The sequence below is a fragment of the Actinoplanes sp. CA-051413 genome, from assembly GCF_050955795.1.
Lineage (GTDB): Bacteria > Actinomycetota > Actinomycetes > Mycobacteriales > Micromonosporaceae > Actinoplanes.
In genome coordinates this window covers 9,090,216-9,108,356 of the sequence record NZ_CP192100.1, presented here as the reverse complement: position 1 = coordinate 9,108,356, position 18,141 = coordinate 9,090,216, and the positions used below count along the sequence as shown (strand labels likewise).

The 18,141-nt window shown below is 71.6% G+C and carries 19 protein-coding genes; 12 read left to right on the top strand and 7 right to left on the bottom strand.

Translation table 11 applies throughout. The annotated features are described in order from the left end of the window. Positions 1–3 precede the first annotated feature (3 nt). Complete coding sequence (locus ACQP2Y_RS43020; protein ID WP_433722196.1) at positions 4–1,107, bottom strand: DUF4349 domain-containing protein; 1,104 nt, start codon at positions 1,105–1,107, stop codon at positions 4–6. 109 nt (positions 1,108–1,216) lie between these two features. Between ACQP2Y_RS43020 and ACQP2Y_RS43015 the strand changes: the two genes are divergently transcribed. From ACQP2Y_RS43015 to ACQP2Y_RS43000, 4 genes are read left to right on the top strand one after another with little or no spacing between them, the layout of a single operon-like run. Continuing rightward, positions 1,217–1,852 (top strand): MBL fold metallo-hydrolase, encoded by a 636-nt coding sequence (locus tag ACQP2Y_RS43015; RefSeq protein WP_433722194.1) that lies wholly within the window; start codon positions 1,217–1,219, stop codon positions 1,850–1,852. 1 nt (position 1,853) lies between these two features. Beyond that, a complete protein-coding gene (locus ACQP2Y_RS43010) occupies positions 1,854–2,822 on the top strand; it encodes a hypothetical protein (RefSeq protein WP_433722192.1) in 969 nt (322 codons plus the stop codon). 41 nt (positions 2,823–2,863) lie between these two features. Next, entirely contained in the window at positions 2,864–3,601 is a 738-nt protein-coding gene (locus tag ACQP2Y_RS43005; RefSeq protein WP_433722190.1) for an SCO6745 family protein, read from the top strand. Positions 3,602–3,641: 40 nt separating this feature from the next. Beyond that, positions 3,642–4,592 carry a GNAT family N-acetyltransferase gene (locus tag ACQP2Y_RS43000; RefSeq protein ID WP_433722188.1) on the top strand — a complete coding sequence of 317 codons (951 nt, stop codon included), beginning with the start codon at positions 3,642–3,644 and terminating at the stop codon, positions 4,590–4,592. A 3-nt stretch (positions 4,593–4,595) separates the two neighbouring features. Here the strand turns inward: ACQP2Y_RS43000 and ACQP2Y_RS42995 are convergent, their stop codons facing one another. Beyond that, complete coding sequence (locus ACQP2Y_RS42995; RefSeq protein ID WP_212994286.1) at positions 4,596–5,057, bottom strand: gamma-glutamylcyclotransferase; 462 nt, start codon at positions 5,055–5,057, stop codon at positions 4,596–4,598. 107 nt (positions 5,058–5,164) lie between these two features. Here ACQP2Y_RS42995 and ACQP2Y_RS42990 point away from each other — a divergent pair, with 107 nt between their 5' ends. Then, positions 5,165–6,565, top strand: coding sequence for an NAD(P)H-quinone dehydrogenase (locus tag ACQP2Y_RS42990; RefSeq protein ID WP_433722185.1), 1,401 nt, complete (start codon positions 5,165–5,167; stop codon positions 6,563–6,565). 138 nt (positions 6,566–6,703) lie between these two features. Here ACQP2Y_RS42990 and ACQP2Y_RS42985 read toward each other — a convergent pair whose 3' ends face one another. Then, positions 6,704–7,468, bottom strand: a complete 765-nt coding sequence (locus tag ACQP2Y_RS42985; RefSeq protein WP_433722183.1) for a DedA family protein — start codon at positions 7,466–7,468, stop codon at positions 6,704–6,706. A gap of 428 nt (positions 7,469–7,896) precedes the next feature. Between ACQP2Y_RS42985 and ACQP2Y_RS42980 the strand changes: the two genes are divergently transcribed. The 3 genes from ACQP2Y_RS42980 to ACQP2Y_RS42970 are packed head-to-tail and all read left to right on the top strand — an operon-like array spanning position 7,897 to position 11,290. After that, positions 7,897–9,486 carry a circularly permuted type 2 ATP-grasp protein gene (locus ACQP2Y_RS42980; protein WP_433722181.1) on the top strand — a complete coding sequence of 530 codons (1,590 nt, stop codon included), beginning with the start codon at positions 7,897–7,899 and terminating at the stop codon, positions 9,484–9,486. Next, the gene (locus tag ACQP2Y_RS42975; RefSeq protein WP_360545372.1) at positions 9,480–10,421 is read left to right on the top strand and encodes an alpha-E domain-containing protein; all 942 of its coding nucleotides are present in this window, start codon (positions 9,480–9,482) and stop codon (positions 10,419–10,421) included. The genes ACQP2Y_RS42980 and ACQP2Y_RS42975 overlap by 7 nt, the downstream gene beginning before the upstream one ends. Next, the gene (locus ACQP2Y_RS42970; RefSeq protein WP_433722178.1) at positions 10,418–11,290 is read left to right on the top strand and encodes a transglutaminase family protein; all 873 of its coding nucleotides are present in this window, start codon (positions 10,418–10,420) and stop codon (positions 11,288–11,290) included. The genes ACQP2Y_RS42975 and ACQP2Y_RS42970 overlap by 4 nt, the downstream gene beginning before the upstream one ends. A gap of 245 nt (positions 11,291–11,535) precedes the next feature. On the opposite strand, the gene ACQP2Y_RS42965 is transcribed toward ACQP2Y_RS42970, so the two are convergent. Beyond that, positions 11,536–11,979 (bottom strand): DoxX family protein, encoded by a 444-nt coding sequence (locus ACQP2Y_RS42965; protein WP_433722176.1) that lies wholly within the window; start codon positions 11,977–11,979, stop codon positions 11,536–11,538. A gap of 56 nt (positions 11,980–12,035) precedes the next feature. Between ACQP2Y_RS42965 and ACQP2Y_RS42960 the strand changes: the two genes are divergently transcribed. Continuing rightward, positions 12,036–12,617, top strand: coding sequence for a TetR/AcrR family transcriptional regulator (locus tag ACQP2Y_RS42960; RefSeq protein WP_433722174.1), 582 nt, complete (start codon positions 12,036–12,038; stop codon positions 12,615–12,617). 40 nt (positions 12,618–12,657) lie between these two features. Here the strand turns inward: ACQP2Y_RS42960 and ACQP2Y_RS42955 are convergent, their stop codons facing one another. Next, the gene (locus tag ACQP2Y_RS42955) at positions 12,658–14,397 is read right to left on the bottom strand and encodes an acetyl/propionyl/methylcrotonyl-CoA carboxylase subunit alpha (RefSeq protein WP_433722172.1); all 1,740 of its coding nucleotides are present in this window, start codon (positions 14,395–14,397) and stop codon (positions 12,658–12,660) included. A gap of 66 nt (positions 14,398–14,463) precedes the next feature. Between ACQP2Y_RS42955 and ACQP2Y_RS42950 the strand changes: the two genes are divergently transcribed. The 3 genes from ACQP2Y_RS42950 to ACQP2Y_RS42940 all read left to right on the top strand — a co-directional run bounded on the left by ACQP2Y_RS42950 (position 14,464) and on the right by ACQP2Y_RS42940 (position 16,830). Next, positions 14,464–15,036: a PadR family transcriptional regulator gene (locus tag ACQP2Y_RS42950; protein WP_433722170.1), complete on the top strand. Its 573-nt coding sequence runs from the start codon at positions 14,464–14,466 to the stop codon at positions 15,034–15,036. Between the two features lie 84 nt (positions 15,037–15,120). Continuing rightward, the gene (locus ACQP2Y_RS42945; RefSeq protein WP_433722168.1) at positions 15,121–16,071 is read left to right on the top strand and encodes an ATP-binding cassette domain-containing protein; all 951 of its coding nucleotides are present in this window, start codon (positions 15,121–15,123) and stop codon (positions 16,069–16,071) included. A 3-nt stretch (positions 16,072–16,074) separates the two neighbouring features. Next, positions 16,075–16,830 (top strand): ABC transporter permease, encoded by a 756-nt coding sequence (locus ACQP2Y_RS42940; protein WP_360814881.1) that lies wholly within the window; start codon positions 16,075–16,077, stop codon positions 16,828–16,830. Between the two features lie 25 nt (positions 16,831–16,855). Here ACQP2Y_RS42940 and ACQP2Y_RS42935 read toward each other — a convergent pair whose 3' ends face one another. Both ACQP2Y_RS42935 and ACQP2Y_RS42930 read right to left on the bottom strand, forming a co-directional pair. After that, positions 16,856–17,512 carry an O-methyltransferase gene (locus ACQP2Y_RS42935; protein WP_433722166.1) on the bottom strand — a complete coding sequence of 219 codons (657 nt, stop codon included), beginning with the start codon at positions 17,510–17,512 and terminating at the stop codon, positions 16,856–16,858. Beyond that, positions 17,509–18,129 (bottom strand): Maf family protein, encoded by a 621-nt coding sequence (locus tag ACQP2Y_RS42930; RefSeq protein ID WP_360814875.1) that lies wholly within the window; start codon positions 18,127–18,129, stop codon positions 17,509–17,511. Before ACQP2Y_RS42930 ends, ACQP2Y_RS42935 begins: the two co-directional genes overlap by 4 nt. Between the last annotated feature and the right edge of the window lie 12 nt (positions 18,130–18,141).

The window sequence follows — 18,141 nt, the reverse complement described above, 5'->3', positions numbered from 1 at the left end:
GCCTTACTCCCCGGACTTCTCCTCACCCTTGGGCGGGGCGTCCTTGGGCAGGGCGTCCTTGCTGGTGGAGGACGGCTGCTGGGGCTGGGCCGGCTGGGTCTGGGCGGGCTGGGCCGGCTGCGTTTGGGCCGGTTGGGTGCGGGGTGGGTAGGTCGGCGCCGGGCCGGCCATTGCGTAGGCCGGCATGCCTTGCGGGGGCAGTGGGGTGCGGGCCGGGCGGCGGGCGCGGTTGCGGCGGTAGAGCCAGATGATTCCCCAGGCCGGCAGGGCCAGCACGATCAGCCAGGGCAGCAGCCAGCCCAGCACGGTCAGGACGACCCCCAGCGACGCCAGCAGGCCCTTCCAGCCGTTCTGGAGACCGGCGAGGAAGCCGGGCGCGCCCTCTTCCTCTTCGGCTGCCACGGCGTCGGGGTCGAGCAGGACCAACGTGATCGTCGACAGCGCGGTCAGGTCGGCCAGGCGGCGCTTCTTCGCTTGCAGGGAGGCCAGGTCCGCCTCGCGGGTCGCCACCTCCCGTTCCAGCATCACCAGGTCGTTGAGCGACTTGGCCTGGGCCAGCAGTTTGCGGCCGCTGTCCACCCGGGCCTGCTGGGTGGCGATCCGGGCGTCCAGGTCGATCGTCTGCTCGGTGACGTCCTCGGTGTTGATGCCGCGCTGCTCCTCGTGGCCCAGCTCGGCCAGCTGGGTTACCACAGGGTTGAACTTCTCGGCCGGTACGCGCAGCTCGAGGGTGGCGTCCTGCGAGCCGGAGCCGCTGTTGCGTTTGTCGCCGCTGATGAAGCCGCCGGCCCCGGTCGCGATGCCGGCGGCGCGGGCTGCGGCGATGTTCACGTCCTCGACGCGGACCGTGATGGCGCCGGTGTAGACGATCGAGCGCTGGTCCACGCGCAGGTCGGGCGCCTCGGCTGCCTGATCCTTACCGCGCTCGGCGGTGTCCGCTTCGCCCTTCGCGGGAGCCTCGGCCGGTGCCGGCTCGCCGAGCTGAGGGGCACTGCCTGCCGACGAGGCGCTGTCGTCCGCGCCGTCGCCGCTGCAACCGGCGAGAGCCAGTGTCACGGCCAGTCCGGCAGCGCTGAGCGCCGCGGTGATCCTTCGTCGAGCACGCATGGATACTCCGTTCCCCGTTGAGGTCTGCCCCCTGGGACGTGCGGCGCGCGGGGGCCGGTTCCGGCAGACTGCGAGATGAGCGGTCACGATTCGGCACCGGAGGGCTCACGTGCGCGTCACGAAGTTCACGCATTCCTGTCTACGTCTCGAGGGTGGCGACGCCGTCCTGGTCGTCGACCCGGGGGCGTTCAGCGAACGGTCGGCGCTGACCGGCGCCGACGCTGTCCTGATCACCCACGAGCACTTCGACCATCTCGACGTCGACGGCCTCGCCGATGCCGTGGCCCAACGGCCTGACCTGCGGGTCTACGCCCACCCGGACGTGCTGCCCAAGCTGACCGCCTTCGCCGACGTGGTCACCCCGGTCGAGGCGGGCACCGAGTTCACCGCGGCGGGCTTCACCGTCCGGGCGTACGGCGGGCAGCACGCCGTGATCCACCCCGAGATCCCCCGGATCGCGAACCTGGGCTTCCTGATCACCGACGACTCCGGCTCGCTCTACACCCCCGGCGACTCGTTCACCGCGCCCGACGAGCACGTCGACACGCTGTTCGTGCCGCTCAACGCGCCCTGGCTCAAGCTGAGCGAGGCGATCGAGTTCGTCCGCGCGGTCAAGCCGGGCCGGGCGTTCGCGCTGCACGACTCGCTGCTCACCGAGACCGGCGCGAAAGTTTCCGACGGCCACCTCGAACGCCTCGGCGGCACCCGGTACGCCCGCGTCGCGCCCGGCACGACGCTGGACTGACGTGCCGACCAGCACCGAGGACGTGATCCGGGCGCTCTACGAGGCGCCGCCGGAGGGATTCGTCGCGGGCCGGGCCGCCGCGATCGACGAGGCGAAGCGGGCCGGCGACAAGGAGACCGCCAAGCGGCTGGCCGCGCTGCGCAAGCCGACCGTGGCGGCCTGGCTGGTCAACCTGCTCGCCCTGCGCCGCCCGGAGTTGATCGACGAACTGGTGGAGCTGTCCACCGCGCTGCGTTCGGCTCAGCGCAGCTTGCAGGGTGAGCAGTTGCGCGAGCTCTCCACGCAACGCCGGCAGGTGGTGTCCGCCCTGGTCAACGCCGCGCAGAAGCTCGCTGTGGAGGACGACCCGGGGCTGCGTACGGTGAAGTTGCCGATGGCCGAGGTCGAGGCGACGCTGACCGCGGCCCTGGCCGAGCCGGACATCGCCGAGCAGGTACGCAGTGGACGGTTGGTCAAGGCGGCCACGTACGCCGGCTTCGGTGAGGTGCCCCGCCCGCGGTTGCGCCTGGTCACCGCCGACGAGCCGGACGAGCAGGAAGAGGACGACGAGGACGAGGACGACGAGGCGCCGCCGAACCCGTTCGCTGTCGCCGCCGAGCCCGAACGGACCGCCCGGCCCACGGCGCTGGAGGAGCGCAAACGCCGCGCGGCCGAGAAAGCCCGGCAGGAACGGGCGGAACGGCGCCGCGAACTCAAACGCCGGCTGACCACCGCCCGGGCCGCCGAGGCCAAGACCCGCACCCGCCTGGAACGCGCCGAGACGGCCGAGCAGGAGGCCGCCCACGCCGTCGACGAGATCGAGGAACAGCTCGCTGAGCTGGAACGACAGCGGATCGTGGCGCAGGCCGAGGTGTCCCGGCGCAAGCTGGCGCGGCGCTCGGCGGAGCGGGACGCGTCGGCCGCGCGGCGTGAGGTCGGGGACGTCGAGGCGGCCCTGGAGGATCTCGACGCGGATGAACCGGATCAGTAGGCCATTTTCACGAACCGGTCAGGGGGAGCAGAATCGCTCAGGTGACCCCCGAACAGGCAGCCGCCAACGCCAAGCCGGGACTCGCCAACCTCGTCGGGGCGTTCGCCGAGTCCCCGCAGACGCTGCGCCGTGCGCGGTTGATGGGGTTGTCCGGGTGGGCGTACCACGTGTCGGCCCGGGCCGGCGCGCTCGGCGACGTACGCCCGGAGACGGTCGCCGCGGCGATCGGCTTCATCGCCCCCGAGGCGGTGACCGACGGCTGGGAGGCCGCGGCCAAGACGACGCCACCGGTGGAGGTGGCCACCTGGCACCTGCACGAGCTGTGCCGGTGGGGTGTGGACGAGCTCGGTGGCTTCCCGCGGTTGGCCAGGCTGCTGGAGCTGGCCAAGCGGGTCGTGGAGGCGGTGGACGCCGCGGGCCTGACCCTGTTCGCGGCGTGGCGGGCGATGCCGGTGCCGGACGCCACGGCGGGTGCCCAGGCCGCGGTGATGCTCCACCTGCTGCAGGAGCACCGGCTGGGCGTGCACGTGGTGGCGGTCCGGGCCAGCGGGCTCACCCCACTGGAGGCGATCATCGCGGGCCCGGACGGTGAGACGGACGCGGTGGCGTTCGGCTGGCAGCCGCCGTACCCGTCGCCGGGGCCGATCGTGCGGCGGCTCATGTGGGCCGAGTCGGTGGCCGACTCGCTGGCCGGGCAGGCGTACGCGCGCCTCGACCGGGCCGAGCGGATCGAGCTGATCGGCCTGCTGACCTCGCTGTCGCACCGGCTGAGCCGGTAAAACGGTTGGTGGCGCCGCGCCGCTGTGCTCAGATTTCCGGGTGACGGAACTGCCCGAGGGCTGGCGTACCCGCCGGCCGACCCTGGACGACGTGCCGGAGCTTCTCCGGCTGACCCACGCGAGCGACATCGCCGCGGTCGGTGAGCCGGACTACACCGCCGAGGAGGTGCGCGCGGCGCTGACCATGCCGCACACCGATCCGGCCCGGGACTGCTGGGTGGCGCTGGACGCCGCCGGCGAGATCGTCGGCTGGGCGTACCCGGACAACCCCTCGGGTGGCGCGCGCGAGTTCATCGAGGTCTACGTGTGGCCCGAGCGTGGGGTGCCCGCCCTGCGCCCGCTGCTCGCCCTGCTGCTCGACCGGGTCGTCGAGCGGGGCCGGGAGTTCGGGCATGACCCGTACGCGGTCCGGGCGGGCGCGGTCCCGACCGAGCTGCCGTGGATCTCGGCGCTCACCGACGCCGGTTTTGCCTTCGTCAAGCAGCACGCGCGGATGTCCATGGCGCTGGAAGGCCCGGTCACCGTGTCACAGCCTGCGCCCGGTGTCGCCGTCCGGCCGCTGCGCCACGACGACGAGGCCGAGCTGCGCCGGTTCCACGCCACCATCGAGGAGGCGTTCCGCGACAGCGACCACGACGCCACCGGCTACGACACCTGGCGGCAGCAGGTGGCCGGCGAGGCGAGCGTCGCCTGGGACGAGTGGTTCGTCGGTGAGGTCGACGGTCAGTGGGCCGGGGTGCTCCAGTCGTCCGATTCCAGCGCCGAGGACAACGGCGGATGGGTGCGGTCGCTGGCGGTGCTGCGGCCGTACCGTCGGCGGGGTGTGGGTGCGGCTCTGCTGCACCGGGCTTTCGCGGCCTATGCGGCCAAGGGGCGCACGACGGCCGGCCTGGGGGTTGATCTGGCCAACCCGACCGAGGCCGCGCGGCTGTACCGCGCGGTCGGGATGTGGCCCCTCTACGAGGCCAACATCTACCAGCGGACGGTGTAGGGCCTACAGCTCCGGCGAGGCGGTGCGGGTGGGCCGCTGGCGCAGCTCGGCCACGTAGTCGTCCGGCGCGCCGGCCTTCTCGGCCGCGTTGGCGATCTCGGAGAGATACCAGGCCGTCGGCATGCCGCCCTCGTAGCCGTCGAAGACGTAGACCCAGGCGCTGAACTCGCCCTCGAGCGTGGAGACACGCACGGTGAGCTTCTGGTACGCACCCGCGGTCACCCCCTCGACCTCGTCGAGCTGGGCGGCGTCCCACGGGTGCACGTCGTAGAGCGACACGAAGACCCGGTCGCCCGGAGACTCCACGATCGTGGTGACCGCGCCCTCCCAGCCCATGTCGCCCTCGCCGGCGAAAGTCAGGCGCCAGCCCTCCACCCACCCGACGCCGACCATGGGCGAGTGCGGGCAGTAGGCCCGCATCCGGGCAGGATCGAGGTTGGAACCGTACGCGGCGTAGTGACCCACGGCGATGACGATAGCCCGGACGGCCGGTGGTGGAGAATACGAGGTGTGCGTGTCGGCACATCTGCGGCACGAAAACGACAAAACACTGCAATGGAGGTCGGACTATCGTGAGCCGGATCGTGATCATCGGCGGTGGGCCGGGCGGGTACGAGGCGGCGCTCGTCGCCGCACAACTCGACGCGGACGTCACCCTCGTCGAGGCCGACGGGGCCGGCGGCGCTTGCGTGCTCTCCGACTGTGTGCCGTCGAAGACCTTCATCGCCAGCTCGGAGGTGGTGACGGGCTACCGGCACAACGAGCGCTTCGGCATCCGCTCGGCCGGCCTGGAGGGCGTCACGGTCGACGCCAAGGCGGTCAACGACCGGGTGAAGCGGCTCGCGCTGGCCCAGTCCGGCGACATCCAGGCCAAGCTGATCAAGGCCGGCGTGGACGTGGTGACCGGCCGGGCCCGGATGGGCGAGGACACGCTGGGTCACACCCACCAGGTCCTGATCACCCCGGCCGGCGGCACGGAATACGCCGTCGACGCCACGACGGTGCTGATCGCCACCGGCGCCACCCCGCGGGTGCTGCCCACCGCGGTGCCCGACGGCGAGCGCGTCCTCGACTGGCGCCAGGTCTACGACCTCGACGAGCTCCCCAGCCACCTGGTGGTGATCGGCTCGGGTGTCACCGGGGCCGAGTTCGCCAGCGCCTACCTGGCCATGGGGGTGCAGGTCACGCTGGTCTCCAGCCGCGAGCGGGTGATGCCGCACGAGGACGCCGACGCCGCCATGGCCATCGAACGGGTCTTCCGCGAGCGCGGCATGACCATCCTCAACCAGTCCCGCGCCGACACGGTGGTCAACACCGGCGACGGCGTGCTGGTCACGCTCTCCGACGGCCGTACGGTCGAGGGCTCGCACGCCCTGATGGCCGTCGGCGCCGTGCCCAACACCGCCGACCTGGGCCTGCGCGAGTACGGCGTGGACGTGGCCAACGGCGGTTACGTGACCGTCGACCGGGTGTCGCGCACCAACGTCCCCGGCATCTACGCCGCCGGCGACTGCACCGGCGTGCTGCCCCTGGCCAGCGTGGCCGCCATGCAGGGCCGGATCGCGGTCTGGCACGCCATGGGCGAGGCCGTGGCGCCGCTGCGCCTGCGGACGGTCTCGGCCAACGTCTTCACCGACCCCGAGCTGGCCACGGTCGGCGTCTCGCAGAACGACGTCGACGCCGGCAAGGTGCCCGCCCGCCAGGTCATGCTCCCGCTGACCGGCAACGCCCGGGCCAAGATGGCCGGCCTCAAGGACGGCTTCGTGAAGCTCTTCTGCCGCCCGGCCACCGGCCAGATCGTCGGCGGCGTGGTGGTGGCGCCCAAGGCCAGCGAACTGATCCTGCCGATCACGATGGCGATCGAGAACAACCTGACGGTGGACCAGCTGGCCCACACGATCACGATCTACCCGTCGCTGTCCGGGTCGATCGCCGAGGCGGCCCGCCAGCTGATGCTGCACGAGCTGCAGTAGGCGCCGCGGCCGGGGCGTTCCGGCCGCTGGCCAGGGCGGCCCGGGGCCCGCGGCCGGGCTTGGGCGGGCCGGGCTTGGGCGGCCGGGAGGTTGGCGGCCGGGCTTGGGTGGCCGCGGGCTTGGTGGCCGGGGGTGCGGTTAGTGCCGCAGGTGGACCGGGCGGTCCGGCGGCGACGCGTCCCCGGTGCTCGCCCGCTCGTCGTCCGGGCTCGGCGCCGCGTCGTCGTCGGCTGGCTCGTCCTCGCTGATCTCTTCGGCGTTGTCCTTGCGGCCGCCGAAGAGGGCCAGGATCCACCCCGCCGTCCCGAAGATCAGTGCGGCACACGCGGCGATCGCGAACAGCCGCCAGGCCGACTGGGTGATCGCGGTGCCGCCGACGTGGCCGACCAGGCCGCCGTAGGTGGCCCAGCAGAGTGCCGCCCCGCCGTCGTAGATCACGAAGAGCTTGATCGGATAGCCGCTGCGGCCGGCGTGGTAACCCGCCGCCATCCGGCCGCCGGGGACGAACCGGCAGAGCAGCAGCACCAGCGGGCCGGGCTTGCGCAGGCCGCGGGTGAAGCGCTCGGCGGCCCGGCGGGTCTTCGACTCCGGCTTCTCCGCGTGCTCGTTACGGGGCGCGAAGCGTTGTCGTAAAGCACTCAGCCGTCCGCTGAGCCAGTGGCCGCCGACGTGCCCGGCGGTGCGCCCCAGCACGAACGCGATCGTGTCGCCGGTGAACATGCCCAGGGCGCCGACCGCGATGACCAGCGGGAGGCTCAGGTTGCCGTACACGGTGAGCGCGCCGGACGTGATCATGATGGCCTGGATCGGCACCACCGGGACCATCGCATCGACGGCGAGGAATCCGAAAAGCGCAAGGTACGCCCATGCCGGTGTTGCCATCACGGTCAACAAATCGGTCATCGGTCGGCCACCTCGCGGCTCCAGGGCTCACGGCATTCTCCGTGGGCGCCCCTGAGAATGAGCTGAGTACAGGATGCTCCCTGATCAGGCCCGGCTAAGGGTGATGCCCGCCACGGTACGGGCTGGACGTTGCCGGTGTGGTCCGTGACGCGAGGCATTTCTGCCAATCTCTGGCGTTCTAGGTACGGATAGCCGCTTCTGGTGCGGGCCGCGCACGCGTAGCCTTGGTGCAGTCCCCGATACGCCGGGTCCCCCGTTCTCGGTGTCTCGGGCGAGCGGCGCCGGCCCGGCTGCACGCGGGCTGACTGCGCCAGGGCCGTCGGTAGGTCCCGTACCGGCGGCCCGCCCCACATGTCTCCGCCGGCCGCCCGTGAAGTGGGCGTGACCACTGTTACCCCCGCGCAACGAGTCGCCCGTAGGGTCAGGCCATGGCGGATCTTTTCGAGGAGTACCGCCTCGGCCCCGGCTGGGACGAGATGTTCGGCGAGCTCGGCATGCCTCGCGAGACCTACGAGGCCCTGCACGCCACGCTGCAGCCGCTGTCGAGCGCTGAGCTGGGCGTTCGTGCCGAGGTGCTGGCCCGGGCCTTCCTGGACCAGGGCATCACGTTCGCGCTCAAGGGCGTCGAACGACCCTTTCCCCTCGACATCGTCCCGCGGATCATCGCGGCCGCCGAGTGGCGCACGGTCGAGCTGGGCGTCGCGCAGCGGATCCGCGCGCTGGAGGCGTTCCTCGCCGACGTGTACGGCGCCGGCCAGGTGCTCGCGGACGGCGTGGTGCCGCGGCGGATCATCGCCACCAGCGCGCACTTCCTGCGGGCGGCGGCCGGGATCAACCCGCCCAACGGCGTACGGATCCACGTCGCCGGGGTCGACCTGATCCGCGACGAGCAGGGCGCCTTCCGGGTGCTGGAGGACAACGTACGGATCCCGTCCGGGGTCAGTTACGTGATGGAGAACCGCCGGGCGATGGCCCAGGTGCTGCCCGAGGTCTTCGCCGCCACCCGGATCCTGCCGGTGGAGTCGTACCCGAGCATGCTGCTGCGGGCCCTGCGCGCCGCTGCCCCGGTCGGCGTCACCGATCCCACGGTGGTCGTGCTGAGCCCGGGCGTCTACAACTCGGCCTACTTCGAGCACGCCCTGATCGCCCGGGAGATGGGCGTCGAGCTCGTCGAGGGCCGCGACCTGGTGTGCGTCGGCAACGACGTGGCCATGCGGACCACTGCGGGCGAGCAGCGCGTCGACGTCATCTACCGGCGGATCGACGACGACTTCCTCGACCCGGTGCATTTCCGGGCCGACTCGGTGATCGGCGTGGCCGGCCTGCTCAACGCGGCCCGGGCCGGGCGGGTCACCATCGCCAACGCGGTCGGCAACGGCGTCGCCGACGACAAGCTGCTCTACACGTACGTGCCCGACCTGATCCGCTACTACCTGGACGAAGAGCCGTTGCTGCCCAACGTGGACACGTACCGGCTGGACGAACCCGGGGTGCTGGAGGAGGTGCTGCCGCGCGTCGGTGAGCTGGTCCTCAAGCCGGTCGACGGGGCCGGCGGCGCGGGCATCGTGATCGGCTCGCAGGCCACGGCGGCCGAGCTGGCCGAGGTCACCGCGAAGATCGTCGCCGATCCGCGGGGCTGGATCGCCCAGCGCGAGGTGAAGCTGTCGATGGTGCCGACGCTGATCGGCAACCGGCTGCGCGGCCGGCACGTCGACCTGCGGCCGTTCGCGGTCAACGACGGCGAGAAGATCTGGGTGCTGCCCGGCGGCCTGACCCGGGTGGCGCTGCCCGAGGGCGCTCTGGTCGTGAACTCCAGCCAGGGCGGCGGTTCCAAGGACACCTGGGTGCTGGCCGACGCCGACGACACCTCACCGTTCGAGGTGCCGCACCTGGCGGCCGACCCGGCGCCGCTGCCCTCGGCGTCCAGCCCCGAGCCCGGCCCGGGCGCCGGCGCCGCCGACTCCCAGCAGCAGCAGCAGCAACAGCAGCAACAACAGCAGGGAGGGCCGCGATGCTGAGCCGGATCGCCGAGTCGCTCTACTGGATCGGCCGCTACGTCGAGCGCGCCGAGGACACCGCCCGGATCCTGGACGTGCACCTGCAGCGCATCCTGGCCGACCCGTGGACCAGCGAGGACCAGGCCTGCCGGTCGTTGCTCGCGGTGATGGGCATGCCGATGGAGGACGAGCCGTTCACCGCGGCCCGGGTGGTCGGCCTGCTCGGCCTGGACGAGCGCAGCCCCAGCTCGGTGGTCGGCGCGCTGGCCGCGGCCCGGGAGAACGCCCGAGGCGCCCGCGAGACGGTCTCCTCGGAGATGTGGGAGTGCCTCAACTCGACCTGGCACGGCCTGCCCAACGCGCGCCGCCGGGTGGAGCAGCAGGGGGTGCACTCGTTCTTCCGCTGGGTGCGGGAGCGGTGCGCGGTGATGACCGGCCTGACCGACGCCACCATGAGCCGCGACGAGGGCTGGCTGTTCCTGGTGCTGGGCCGCAGCGTGGAACGGGTGGACATGACCGCGCGGCTGCTGCGTACGCACGAGCGCGCCGGCGGGAGCATTCCGTCCTGGCTGACGCTGCTGCGGTCCAGCGGGGCCTGGGAAACGTTTCTGCGGACGTACCGGGGATCGCTGGACGACCGCCACGCGGCGGAATTTTTGCTGCTGGACCGGCTTTTTCCGCGTTCGGTCTTCGCCGCCCTGTCCACCGCCGAGGGTTGCCTGGCCGACCTGGAGCCGGACCCCGGCCGGGCCGGCGTGGCGACGGACGCGCAGCGGATCGTCGGCCGGGCCCGCACCAACCTGGAGTTCCGCGGCGCGGACGAGCTGATCGACGACCTCGGGCCGGTGCTGGCCAGCCTGGAGAAGACATGTTCGCAGGTCAACGAGGCCGTCTCGCGGCGCTACTTCCGCCAGACGACGGCGGTCAACTGGGTCCGGGGAGCGGTGGTCGCGTGAGCATCCCGTTGGTGGACAGCTGGCGGCTGAAGATCCAGCACCGCAGCGGGTTCGACTACGCCGGGCCGGTGTCGTCGTCCTACAACGAGGCCCGGATGTGGCCGCGCAACGAAACCCACCAGGCGGTGCTGGACGCTCGGGTCGAGGTGTGGCCGCCGGCGCGCACGTACCGCTACGAGGACTACTGGGGCACGGTGGTCACGGCCTTCGACGTGCACGCCAAGCACGAAGCGCTGACCGTCACGGCGACGTCCACGGTGGAGACGCTGCCGCCGGGCGACCTGATCGAGCAGGGCGAAGGCGCGGCCTGGGACGAGCTGGCGGTGCCGGAGAACGTCGACCGCTGGTACGAGCTGCTGCTGGGCACCAAGCGCACCGGCCTGAACGACGAGCTGACCGGGATCGCGGCGGACATCCGCGCTGCGCACGCGACACCGCATGCTGCCGCGCTGGCGGTCTGTGAATTTGTGCGCGGTGAGGTCACCTATCAGCCCGGTGCCACGGGCGTGCAGAGCGACGCATTGCACGCTTGGGAGCAGCGGAAAGGTGTCTGCCAGGACATCAGCCACCTGACCGTCGGGCTGCTGCGCGAGATGGGGCTGCCGGCCCGTTACGTCTCCGGCTACCTGCACCCGAAGCCGTCGGCGGCGATCGGGGACAGTGTGGTCGGTCAGAGTCACGCGTGGGTGGAGTGGTGGGTGGGCCGGTGGACGGCCTTCGACCCGACCAACGGGGTGCCGGTGGGGGAGCGCCATGTCGTGGTCGGGCGGGGCCGGGAGTACGGCGATGTGCCGCCACTCAAGGGCGTGTACGCGGGGCCGGCCAGTACGGGTCAGGCCGTCGAGGTGACTATTACTCGGCTCCGCTGACCCGGCCCGGCTCCGCTGACCCGGCCCGGCCCGGCCCGGCCCGGCCCGGCCCGGCCCGGCCCGGCCCGGCCCGGCCCGGCCCGGCCCGGCCCGGCCCGGCGCGGCCCGGCGCGGCTCGGTTAGGCGCGGCCCGGCTTAGGCCCCGGCCCAGACGCGGCCCGGTTCAGGCCCGGCCCAGACGCGACCCGGATCAGGTCCGGCGCGGCTCGGCTCAAGCCCGGCGCGGCTCGGCCCAGGCCCGGCGCTCAGGCCAGAGCCACGGTGAGCGCGGCGGCTACGAAGATCGCTTGCAAGGCGGTGCGCAGCGGCAGCGGCGTGGCGGGCTTGCCGGCCAGCTCGACGTGGTGCCGGGCCGCGTACACGTTGGCCGGGAACATCCCCAGCATCAGCAGCGCCAGGCATCCAGCCGCCAGCCGGTAGGTCGCTGGCAGCAGCAGCCCGGCGGCGCCGGCCAGCTCCAGGACTCCGGTGACCGTGACCAGCAGCTCCGGCCGGGGCAGGCGCGGCGGGACCATGGCGACCAGGCTCGCGCGCCGGCCGAGGCCGAAGTGGGCGAGGCCGGTCAGCACGAACATCAGGGCCAGCCCCACCCGCAGCGCGGGCAGCCAGCCGTCGAGCGCGTCCACGCCGAGCAGGCCGAGCAGACGGGCCAGCAGCGTGCCGGCGAACAGAGTGAACAGGGGTGCCATCGCATGTCCTCCAAACTTGTCGCTGCCAAGATTTCTCGACCGCTCGCATCTTGTCAATGGAAAGTTATGCTGGTGACATGAGCTACCACCACGGGGATCTGCGGCGCGCGCTGCTGGCCGCCGCTGCTGAATCGATCGCCGAGGAGGGTCCGGCGGCGCTGAGCCTGCGTGACCTCGCCCGGCGGGCCGGTGTCTCGCATGCCGCGCCGGCTCATCACTTCGGCGACAAGCGTGGGCTGCTCACGGCGCTGGCGGCGGAGGGCTTCGACCTGCTCGCGGCGGCGCTGCGGGAGACCCGGGCGGCGACGGGCAGCTTCCTCGAGCTCGGCGTCACCTACGTGCGGTTCGCGACGACGCATCGGGCGCACTTCGAGGTGATGTGGCGCCCGGATCTTTACCACGCGGAGGACCCGGCGCTGCTGGCCGCGCGGGACAGGTCGAGCGCTGCGCTCTACTCAGGGGTCGCTGACCTGCCGGATGGTCAGGCCGGCGCGGACGTGCGGGAGACCGGGCTGGCGGCGTGGTCGCTCGCGCACGGCTTCGCGACGCTGTGGCTCAGCGGCGCCCTGCCGGACATGCCGGAACTGCCCGACGAAGCAGCCCGCGCCGTGCTCCGACACCTGACCCCCGCCGGCTGAGCCGATGAAGGGGTTCGCGTGACCGCGCCGGGTGAGCCGGTCAGGCGATCTCGCAGATCGTCGTGCCGGCTGTCACGGTGGCGCCCACCTCGACGGACAGACCCGAGACCGTCCCGGCCCGGTGAGCCTGCAGCGGCTGTTCCATCTTCATCGCCTCGACGACCACGATCACGTCGCCCTCCGAGACGGTGTCGCCGTTCTGGGCTGCGACCTTCACGATCGTGCCCTGCATCGGGGCGGCCAGCGCGGCCGCGCCGCCTGCGCCTGCGGCCTGGGCTCCGGACCCCGAGCGGCGAGCATGGGGGCGGGCTGGGGTGACTGTGCGCGTACCGGAAAGGTTGGCCGGGAGGCGCACTTCCAGGCGCTTGCCGCCGACCTCGACCACGACGGTTTCTCTCTCTTGATCCTGGTCGGGCACCGGGACCGGGGTGAAGGCGGGGACGCCGCCCGCCCATTCGGTCTCGATCCAGTTGGTGTGCACGGTGAAGTCCACGAAGGCCGGGTCGCGCACGACCAGGCGGTGGAACGGCAGCACCGTGGCCATGCCCTCGATGACCGTCTCGTCGAGCACGCGGCGGGCGCGTTGCAGTGCCTCGGTGCGGTCGGCGCCGGTCACGATGATCTTGGCGAGCAGGGAGTCGAAGTTGCCGCCGATGACGCTGCCGGCCTCGACGCCCGCGTCGACCCGCACGCCCGGGCCGGACGGCCAGGTCAGGCTCGTGACCTGGCCCGGGGCCGGCAGGAAGTTGCGGCCGGCGTCCTCGCCGTTGATCCGGAACTCGATCGAGTGCCCCCGCGGGACCGGGTCCTCGGTGAACGGCAGCCGCGCGCCGTCGGCGATGCGGAACTGCTCGCGCACCAGGTCGAGGCCGGTGGTCTCCTCGCTGACCGGGTGCTCGACCTGCAGCCGCGTGTTGACCTCGAGGAACGAGATGGTGCCGTCCTGGCCGACGAGGTATTCGACCGTGCCGGCGCCGTGGTAGCCGGCCTCGCGGCAGATCGCCTTGGCGCTGGTGTGGATCCGTTCGCGCTGGTCGTCGCTGAGGAACGGCGCCGGGGCCTCCTCGACGAGCTTCTGGTGGCGGCGCTGCAGGGAGCAGTCGCGGGTGCCGACCACGATCACATTGCCGTGGGTGTCCGCCAGGACCTGCGCCTCCACGTGCCGGGGGCGGTCCAGGTAACGCTCCACGAAGCACTCGCCGCGGCCGAACGCGGCGACCGCCTCGCGCGTCGCCGACTCGAACAGCGCCGGGATCTCCTCGGCCGTGCGGGCGACCTTGAGGCCGCGGCCGCCGCCGCCGAACGCCGCCTTGATGGCGACCGGCAGGCCGTGCTCACGGGCGAACTCGATGATCTCGTCGGCGTGCTTGACCGGCTCGGGCGTGCCCGGCACCAGCGGCGCGCCGGCCCGCTGCGCGATGTGCCGCGCGGTGACCTTGTCGCCCAGGTCGCGGATCGCCTGCGGCGTCGGTCCGATCCAGGTCAGACCCGCATCCTGTACGGCCTGAGCGAAGTCGGCGTTCTCCGACAGGAAACCGTAGCCGGGGTGGATCGCGTCGGCGCCACTGCGGGCGGCGACGTCGAGCAGCTTGTCGATGCGCAGATAGGTCTCTGCCGCGGTCTCGCCCTCCAACGCCCACGCCTCGTCGGCGAGTCGCGCGGGCAGCGCGTCGCGATCGGCGTCCGCGTAGACGGCGACGCTGGTCAGGCCCGCGTCCTTGCAGGCCCGGATGACACGGACGGCGATCTCGCCGCGATTGGCGATCAGTACCTTGCGCACGGGGCTGAGCCTATCGTCCGGGACCGGCGGGCCGCTCAGTCAAGTTTGGCTATTAACCTGTGAGATATGTCGGCGACCCGCATGATGATCCTCGGTCTGGTCCAGTGGATGCAGCCCGTGCACGGCTACGACGTACGCCGTGAGCTGCTGAGCTGGAGCGCCGACAAGTGGGCCAACGTCCAGCCCGGCTCGATCTATCACGCGCTGCGCAAGCTGGCCGAGGAGGAGCTGCTGCGCGAGGTGGCGACCGAGCAGGTCGGGGCGCGGCCGGCCCGCACGACGTACGAGATCACCGAGAAGGGCATCGCCGAGTTCCAGTCGCTGCTGCGCGGCAACTGGTGGTCCCTCGCCACGCCGCCGGATCCGTTCATGGCCGCCTTCTCGTTCCTGCCCGCCCTCCCGCGCACCGAGGCCGCGGCAGCCCTGCGCAACCGCGCGGTCCAGCTCGGCGCGGGCATCACGCAGTTGCAGGCCCTCATCGGCGCCGACTGGGCCGACAACAAGCCGGTCTACGTGAGCTGGATGTGGGAGCTGCAGATCGAGCGGGCCGAGGCGGAGATCCGCTGGTGTGAGCGCACCGCGAAACGGATCGAGAAGGACGAGCCGTATTTTCCCGGCTCGGCGGTGATCACTGATTAATCAAGTTTGACTACTGCGTGGACCGGTCCTACGCTGCCTGACGACCGGTGGCGGGCGTCCGCCTGCCTACGACTGGGGGTCACCATGATCGAAACGCGGGGGCTACGGAAGTCCTTCACGTCCCGCCAGGGCCGCGAGAAGAAAACCGTCGACGCCGTCCGGGGCGTCGACCTGACCGTCGACGAGGGCGAGATCTTCGGCTTCCTCGGCCCGAACGGCGCCGGCAAGACCACGACGCTGCGCATGCTCGCCACCCTCATCCAGCCCGACGGCGGCGAGGCCACCATCGCGGGCGCCGACCTGCGCACGGACCCGGGCGAGGTCCGGCGCCGCATCGGGTACGTGGCCCAGGGCGGCAGCACCTGGGACGACTCCACCGCCCGGGAGGAGCTGGTCCTGCAGGCCCGCCTCTACGGCATCTCGAAGTCAGTCGCCACCGAACGGGCCGCCCGCGTGCTGGAGGGCTTCCAGCTCAGCGAGTACGCCGACCGCAAGTGCAAGACCTACTCCGGGGGCCAGCGCCGCCGGGTCGACATCGCGCTCGGCATCATCCACGAGCCGAAGGTGGTTTTCCTCGACGAGCCGACCACCGGCCTCGACCCGCAGAGCCGCGCCCACATGTGGGACGAGATCCGCCGGTTGCGCGCCGAGGGCATGACCGTCTTCATCACCACGCACTACCTGGACGAGGCGGACGCGCTCTGCGACCGCATCTCGATCATGGACAACGGCGAGATCGTCGCCTCGGGCACGCCGGCCGCGCTCAAGCGGGAGATCTCCGGCGACGTGGTCCGGGTCGGGGTGGCGTCACCGGCGCGGGCGGCCGAAGTGCTGGGCTCGGCCGACTTCGTCAACAAGCTGGAGACCCACGAGGACAGCGTCCGGCTCTACGTCGACGAGGGCGCGACCGCGATCCCGCTGATCCTGCGCGCGCTGGACGGCGCCTCGGTGCCGCTGGGCACGATCGAGCTGCACCGGCCCAGCCTCGACGACGTGTTCCTGACCAAGACCGGCCGATCGCTGCGGGAGAGCTGAGCTGTGAAACTGGTACGCGACACCTCACTGATCTTCCAGCGGCAGATGCAGCTGCTGCTGCGCAACCCGGTCTGGATCCTCGTCGGCATCTTCCAGCCGGTGATGTACCTGCTGCTGTTCGCGCCGCTGCTCAAGCCGGCGCTGGGCGTGCGGACCAACGCCGAGGCGTACGAGATCTTCGTGCCCGGCCTGCTGGTGCTGCTGGCCATCTTCGGTGGTCTGTTCCAGGGCTTCGGCCTGATCGCCGAGCTGCGCGCGGGGGTGATCGAGCGCTCCCGGGTCACCCCGGTCAGCCGGTTCGCCCTGCTGCTGGGACGGTCACTGCGCGACACCGTGTCCCTGCTGGCCCAGGCGGTGATCATCACGCTGCTGGCGCTCGCCTTCGACCTGCGGGTGTTCATCGGCAACCTGCTGCTGGCGTACCTGATGCTGGCCCTGATCTCGCTGATGACCTCGGCGCTGTCGTACGGGGTGGCGCTGGCGGTCAAGAGCGAGGATGCGCTGGCGCCGCTGATGAACACGGTGGCTCAGCCCGTACTGCTGTTGTCCGGGATCTTGCTGCCGTTGACCTTCGCCCCTGGCTGGTTGCAGGCGGTCGCGGACTGGAACCCGTTCTCGTGGGCGGTCAACGGGGTCCGGGCTCTGTTCCTGGGCAACCTGGGCGCCCCGGCCGTCTGGCAGGGGTTGCTGATCATGGCCGCCCTCGCCGCGCTGGCTTTGACCTGGGCAGCTCGGCTGTTCGCGCGCAGCGTGCGCTGACCGTTCTCTGGGCTCGCCGGCTTCCTCAGGGGAGCCGACGGGCCATGGTCAGGCCGTCGGCGATCGGGAGGATGACCAGCTCGACGCGCGGGTCGTTGCGGGCCACGTCGTTGAAGCCGGTGATGAACCGGTCCGACTCGCTGCGCGGGTCGACGACCCGGCCCGACCACAGCGTGTTGTCGACCAGGATGACGCCGCCGGGCCGCACCCGGGGGACCAGCTCGTTCCAGTACGTGATGTAGCCGCCCTTGTCGGCGTCGATGAAGACCAGATCGAGATAGGGCTCCTCGGGCAGCTCCTTGAGCCGCTCGGTGGCCCGCCCGATCCGAAGATCGATCCGGTCGTCGACTCCGGCCCGCTCCCAGTAGCGGTGCGCCAGCCGGGTGAACTGCTCGGAGATGTCGAAACAGACCAACTTCCCGCCTTCGGCGAGACCCCGCGCGATGGAAAGCGCGGACAGCCCGGTGAAGGTGCCCACTTCAACCGCATTCCGTACGCCGAGAAGCGACGTCAGCAACCGCAGAAACGCGGCCTGCTCGGGCGCGACCTGCATGCTGGCATGCCCGGCCACCACAGCCCGCGTCTCGGCGATGAGATCAGTGGTGACCTCGTCGGCCGGCGTGCTGTGACTCAGCAGGTAGTCATGCAGCTCAGGGGTGAGCGGAAGCTCCTTGAAACTCACGGCTGCGCCCTCCACAGCTGGGGAACGGTGAGCCCGAAGCTCATGAGCAACCGCCGGAGCAGCGGCAGCGACAAACCGATGACATTGCCGGCATCCCCTTCGATCCGCTCGACGAACGCACCACCCTTGCCGTCCAGGGTGAACGCCCCGGCAACATGCAGGGGTTCGCCCGAGGCGACGTAGGCCAAGATCTCATCATCGGTGACATCGGCAAAATGCACCACGGTCGCGCCGACTTCCTCGGCCTGTTTGCCACTGACCAGGTCGGTGAGGTGATGCCCGGTGTGCAGCACACCGGACCGCCCCCGCATGGCATGCCAGCGCCGGGTGGCCTCGGCCGGACTGTGCGGCTTCCCGAGAATCTCCCCGTCGAAGGCCAGCACGGAATCACAGCCGAGCACCAGAACGTCAGGATCGGCGGGCAGCGTGGCGGCGACAGCCCGCGCCTTCATCCGAGCAAGCGCAAGACAGAGATCCGCGGCGTTGTCAGCCTCTACTACGGACTCATCAACGCCACTGACCTGCACGGTCGCGTCAATCCCGGCGGCGGCGAGCAGGGCGCGCCGGGCCGGGCTGGCGGAAGCAAGCACCAAGCGAGGGGCGATGTCGGTCTGCACGGGAGTCAACGC

Excerpts from the sequence above, each read along its gene's own strand:
- ACQP2Y_RS43020 (WP_433722196.1), bottom strand. The coding sequence starts at position 1,107 with ATGCGTGCTCGACGAAGGATCACCGCGGCGCTCAGCGCTGCCGGACTG.
- ACQP2Y_RS42985 (WP_433722183.1), bottom strand. The coding sequence starts at position 7,468 with ATGACCGATTTGTTGACCGTGATGGCAACACCGGCATGGGCGTACCTT.
- ACQP2Y_RS42980 (WP_433722181.1), top strand. The coding sequence starts at position 7,897 with ATGGCGGATCTTTTCGAGGAGTACCGCCTCGGCCCCGGCTGGGACGAG.
- ACQP2Y_RS42975 (WP_360545372.1), top strand. The coding sequence starts at position 9,480 with ATGCTGAGCCGGATCGCCGAGTCGCTCTACTGGATCGGCCGCTACGTC.
- ACQP2Y_RS42965 (WP_433722176.1), bottom strand. The coding sequence starts at position 11,979 with ATGGCACCCCTGTTCACTCTGTTCGCCGGCACGCTGCTGGCCCGTCTG.
- ACQP2Y_RS42960 (WP_433722174.1), top strand. The coding sequence starts at position 12,036 with ATGGAAAGTTATGCTGGTGACATGAGCTACCACCACGGGGATCTGCGG.
- ACQP2Y_RS42950 (WP_433722170.1), top strand. The coding sequence starts at position 14,464 with ATGTCGGCGACCCGCATGATGATCCTCGGTCTGGTCCAGTGGATGCAG.
- ACQP2Y_RS42945 (WP_433722168.1), top strand. The coding sequence starts at position 15,121 with ATGATCGAAACGCGGGGGCTACGGAAGTCCTTCACGTCCCGCCAGGGC.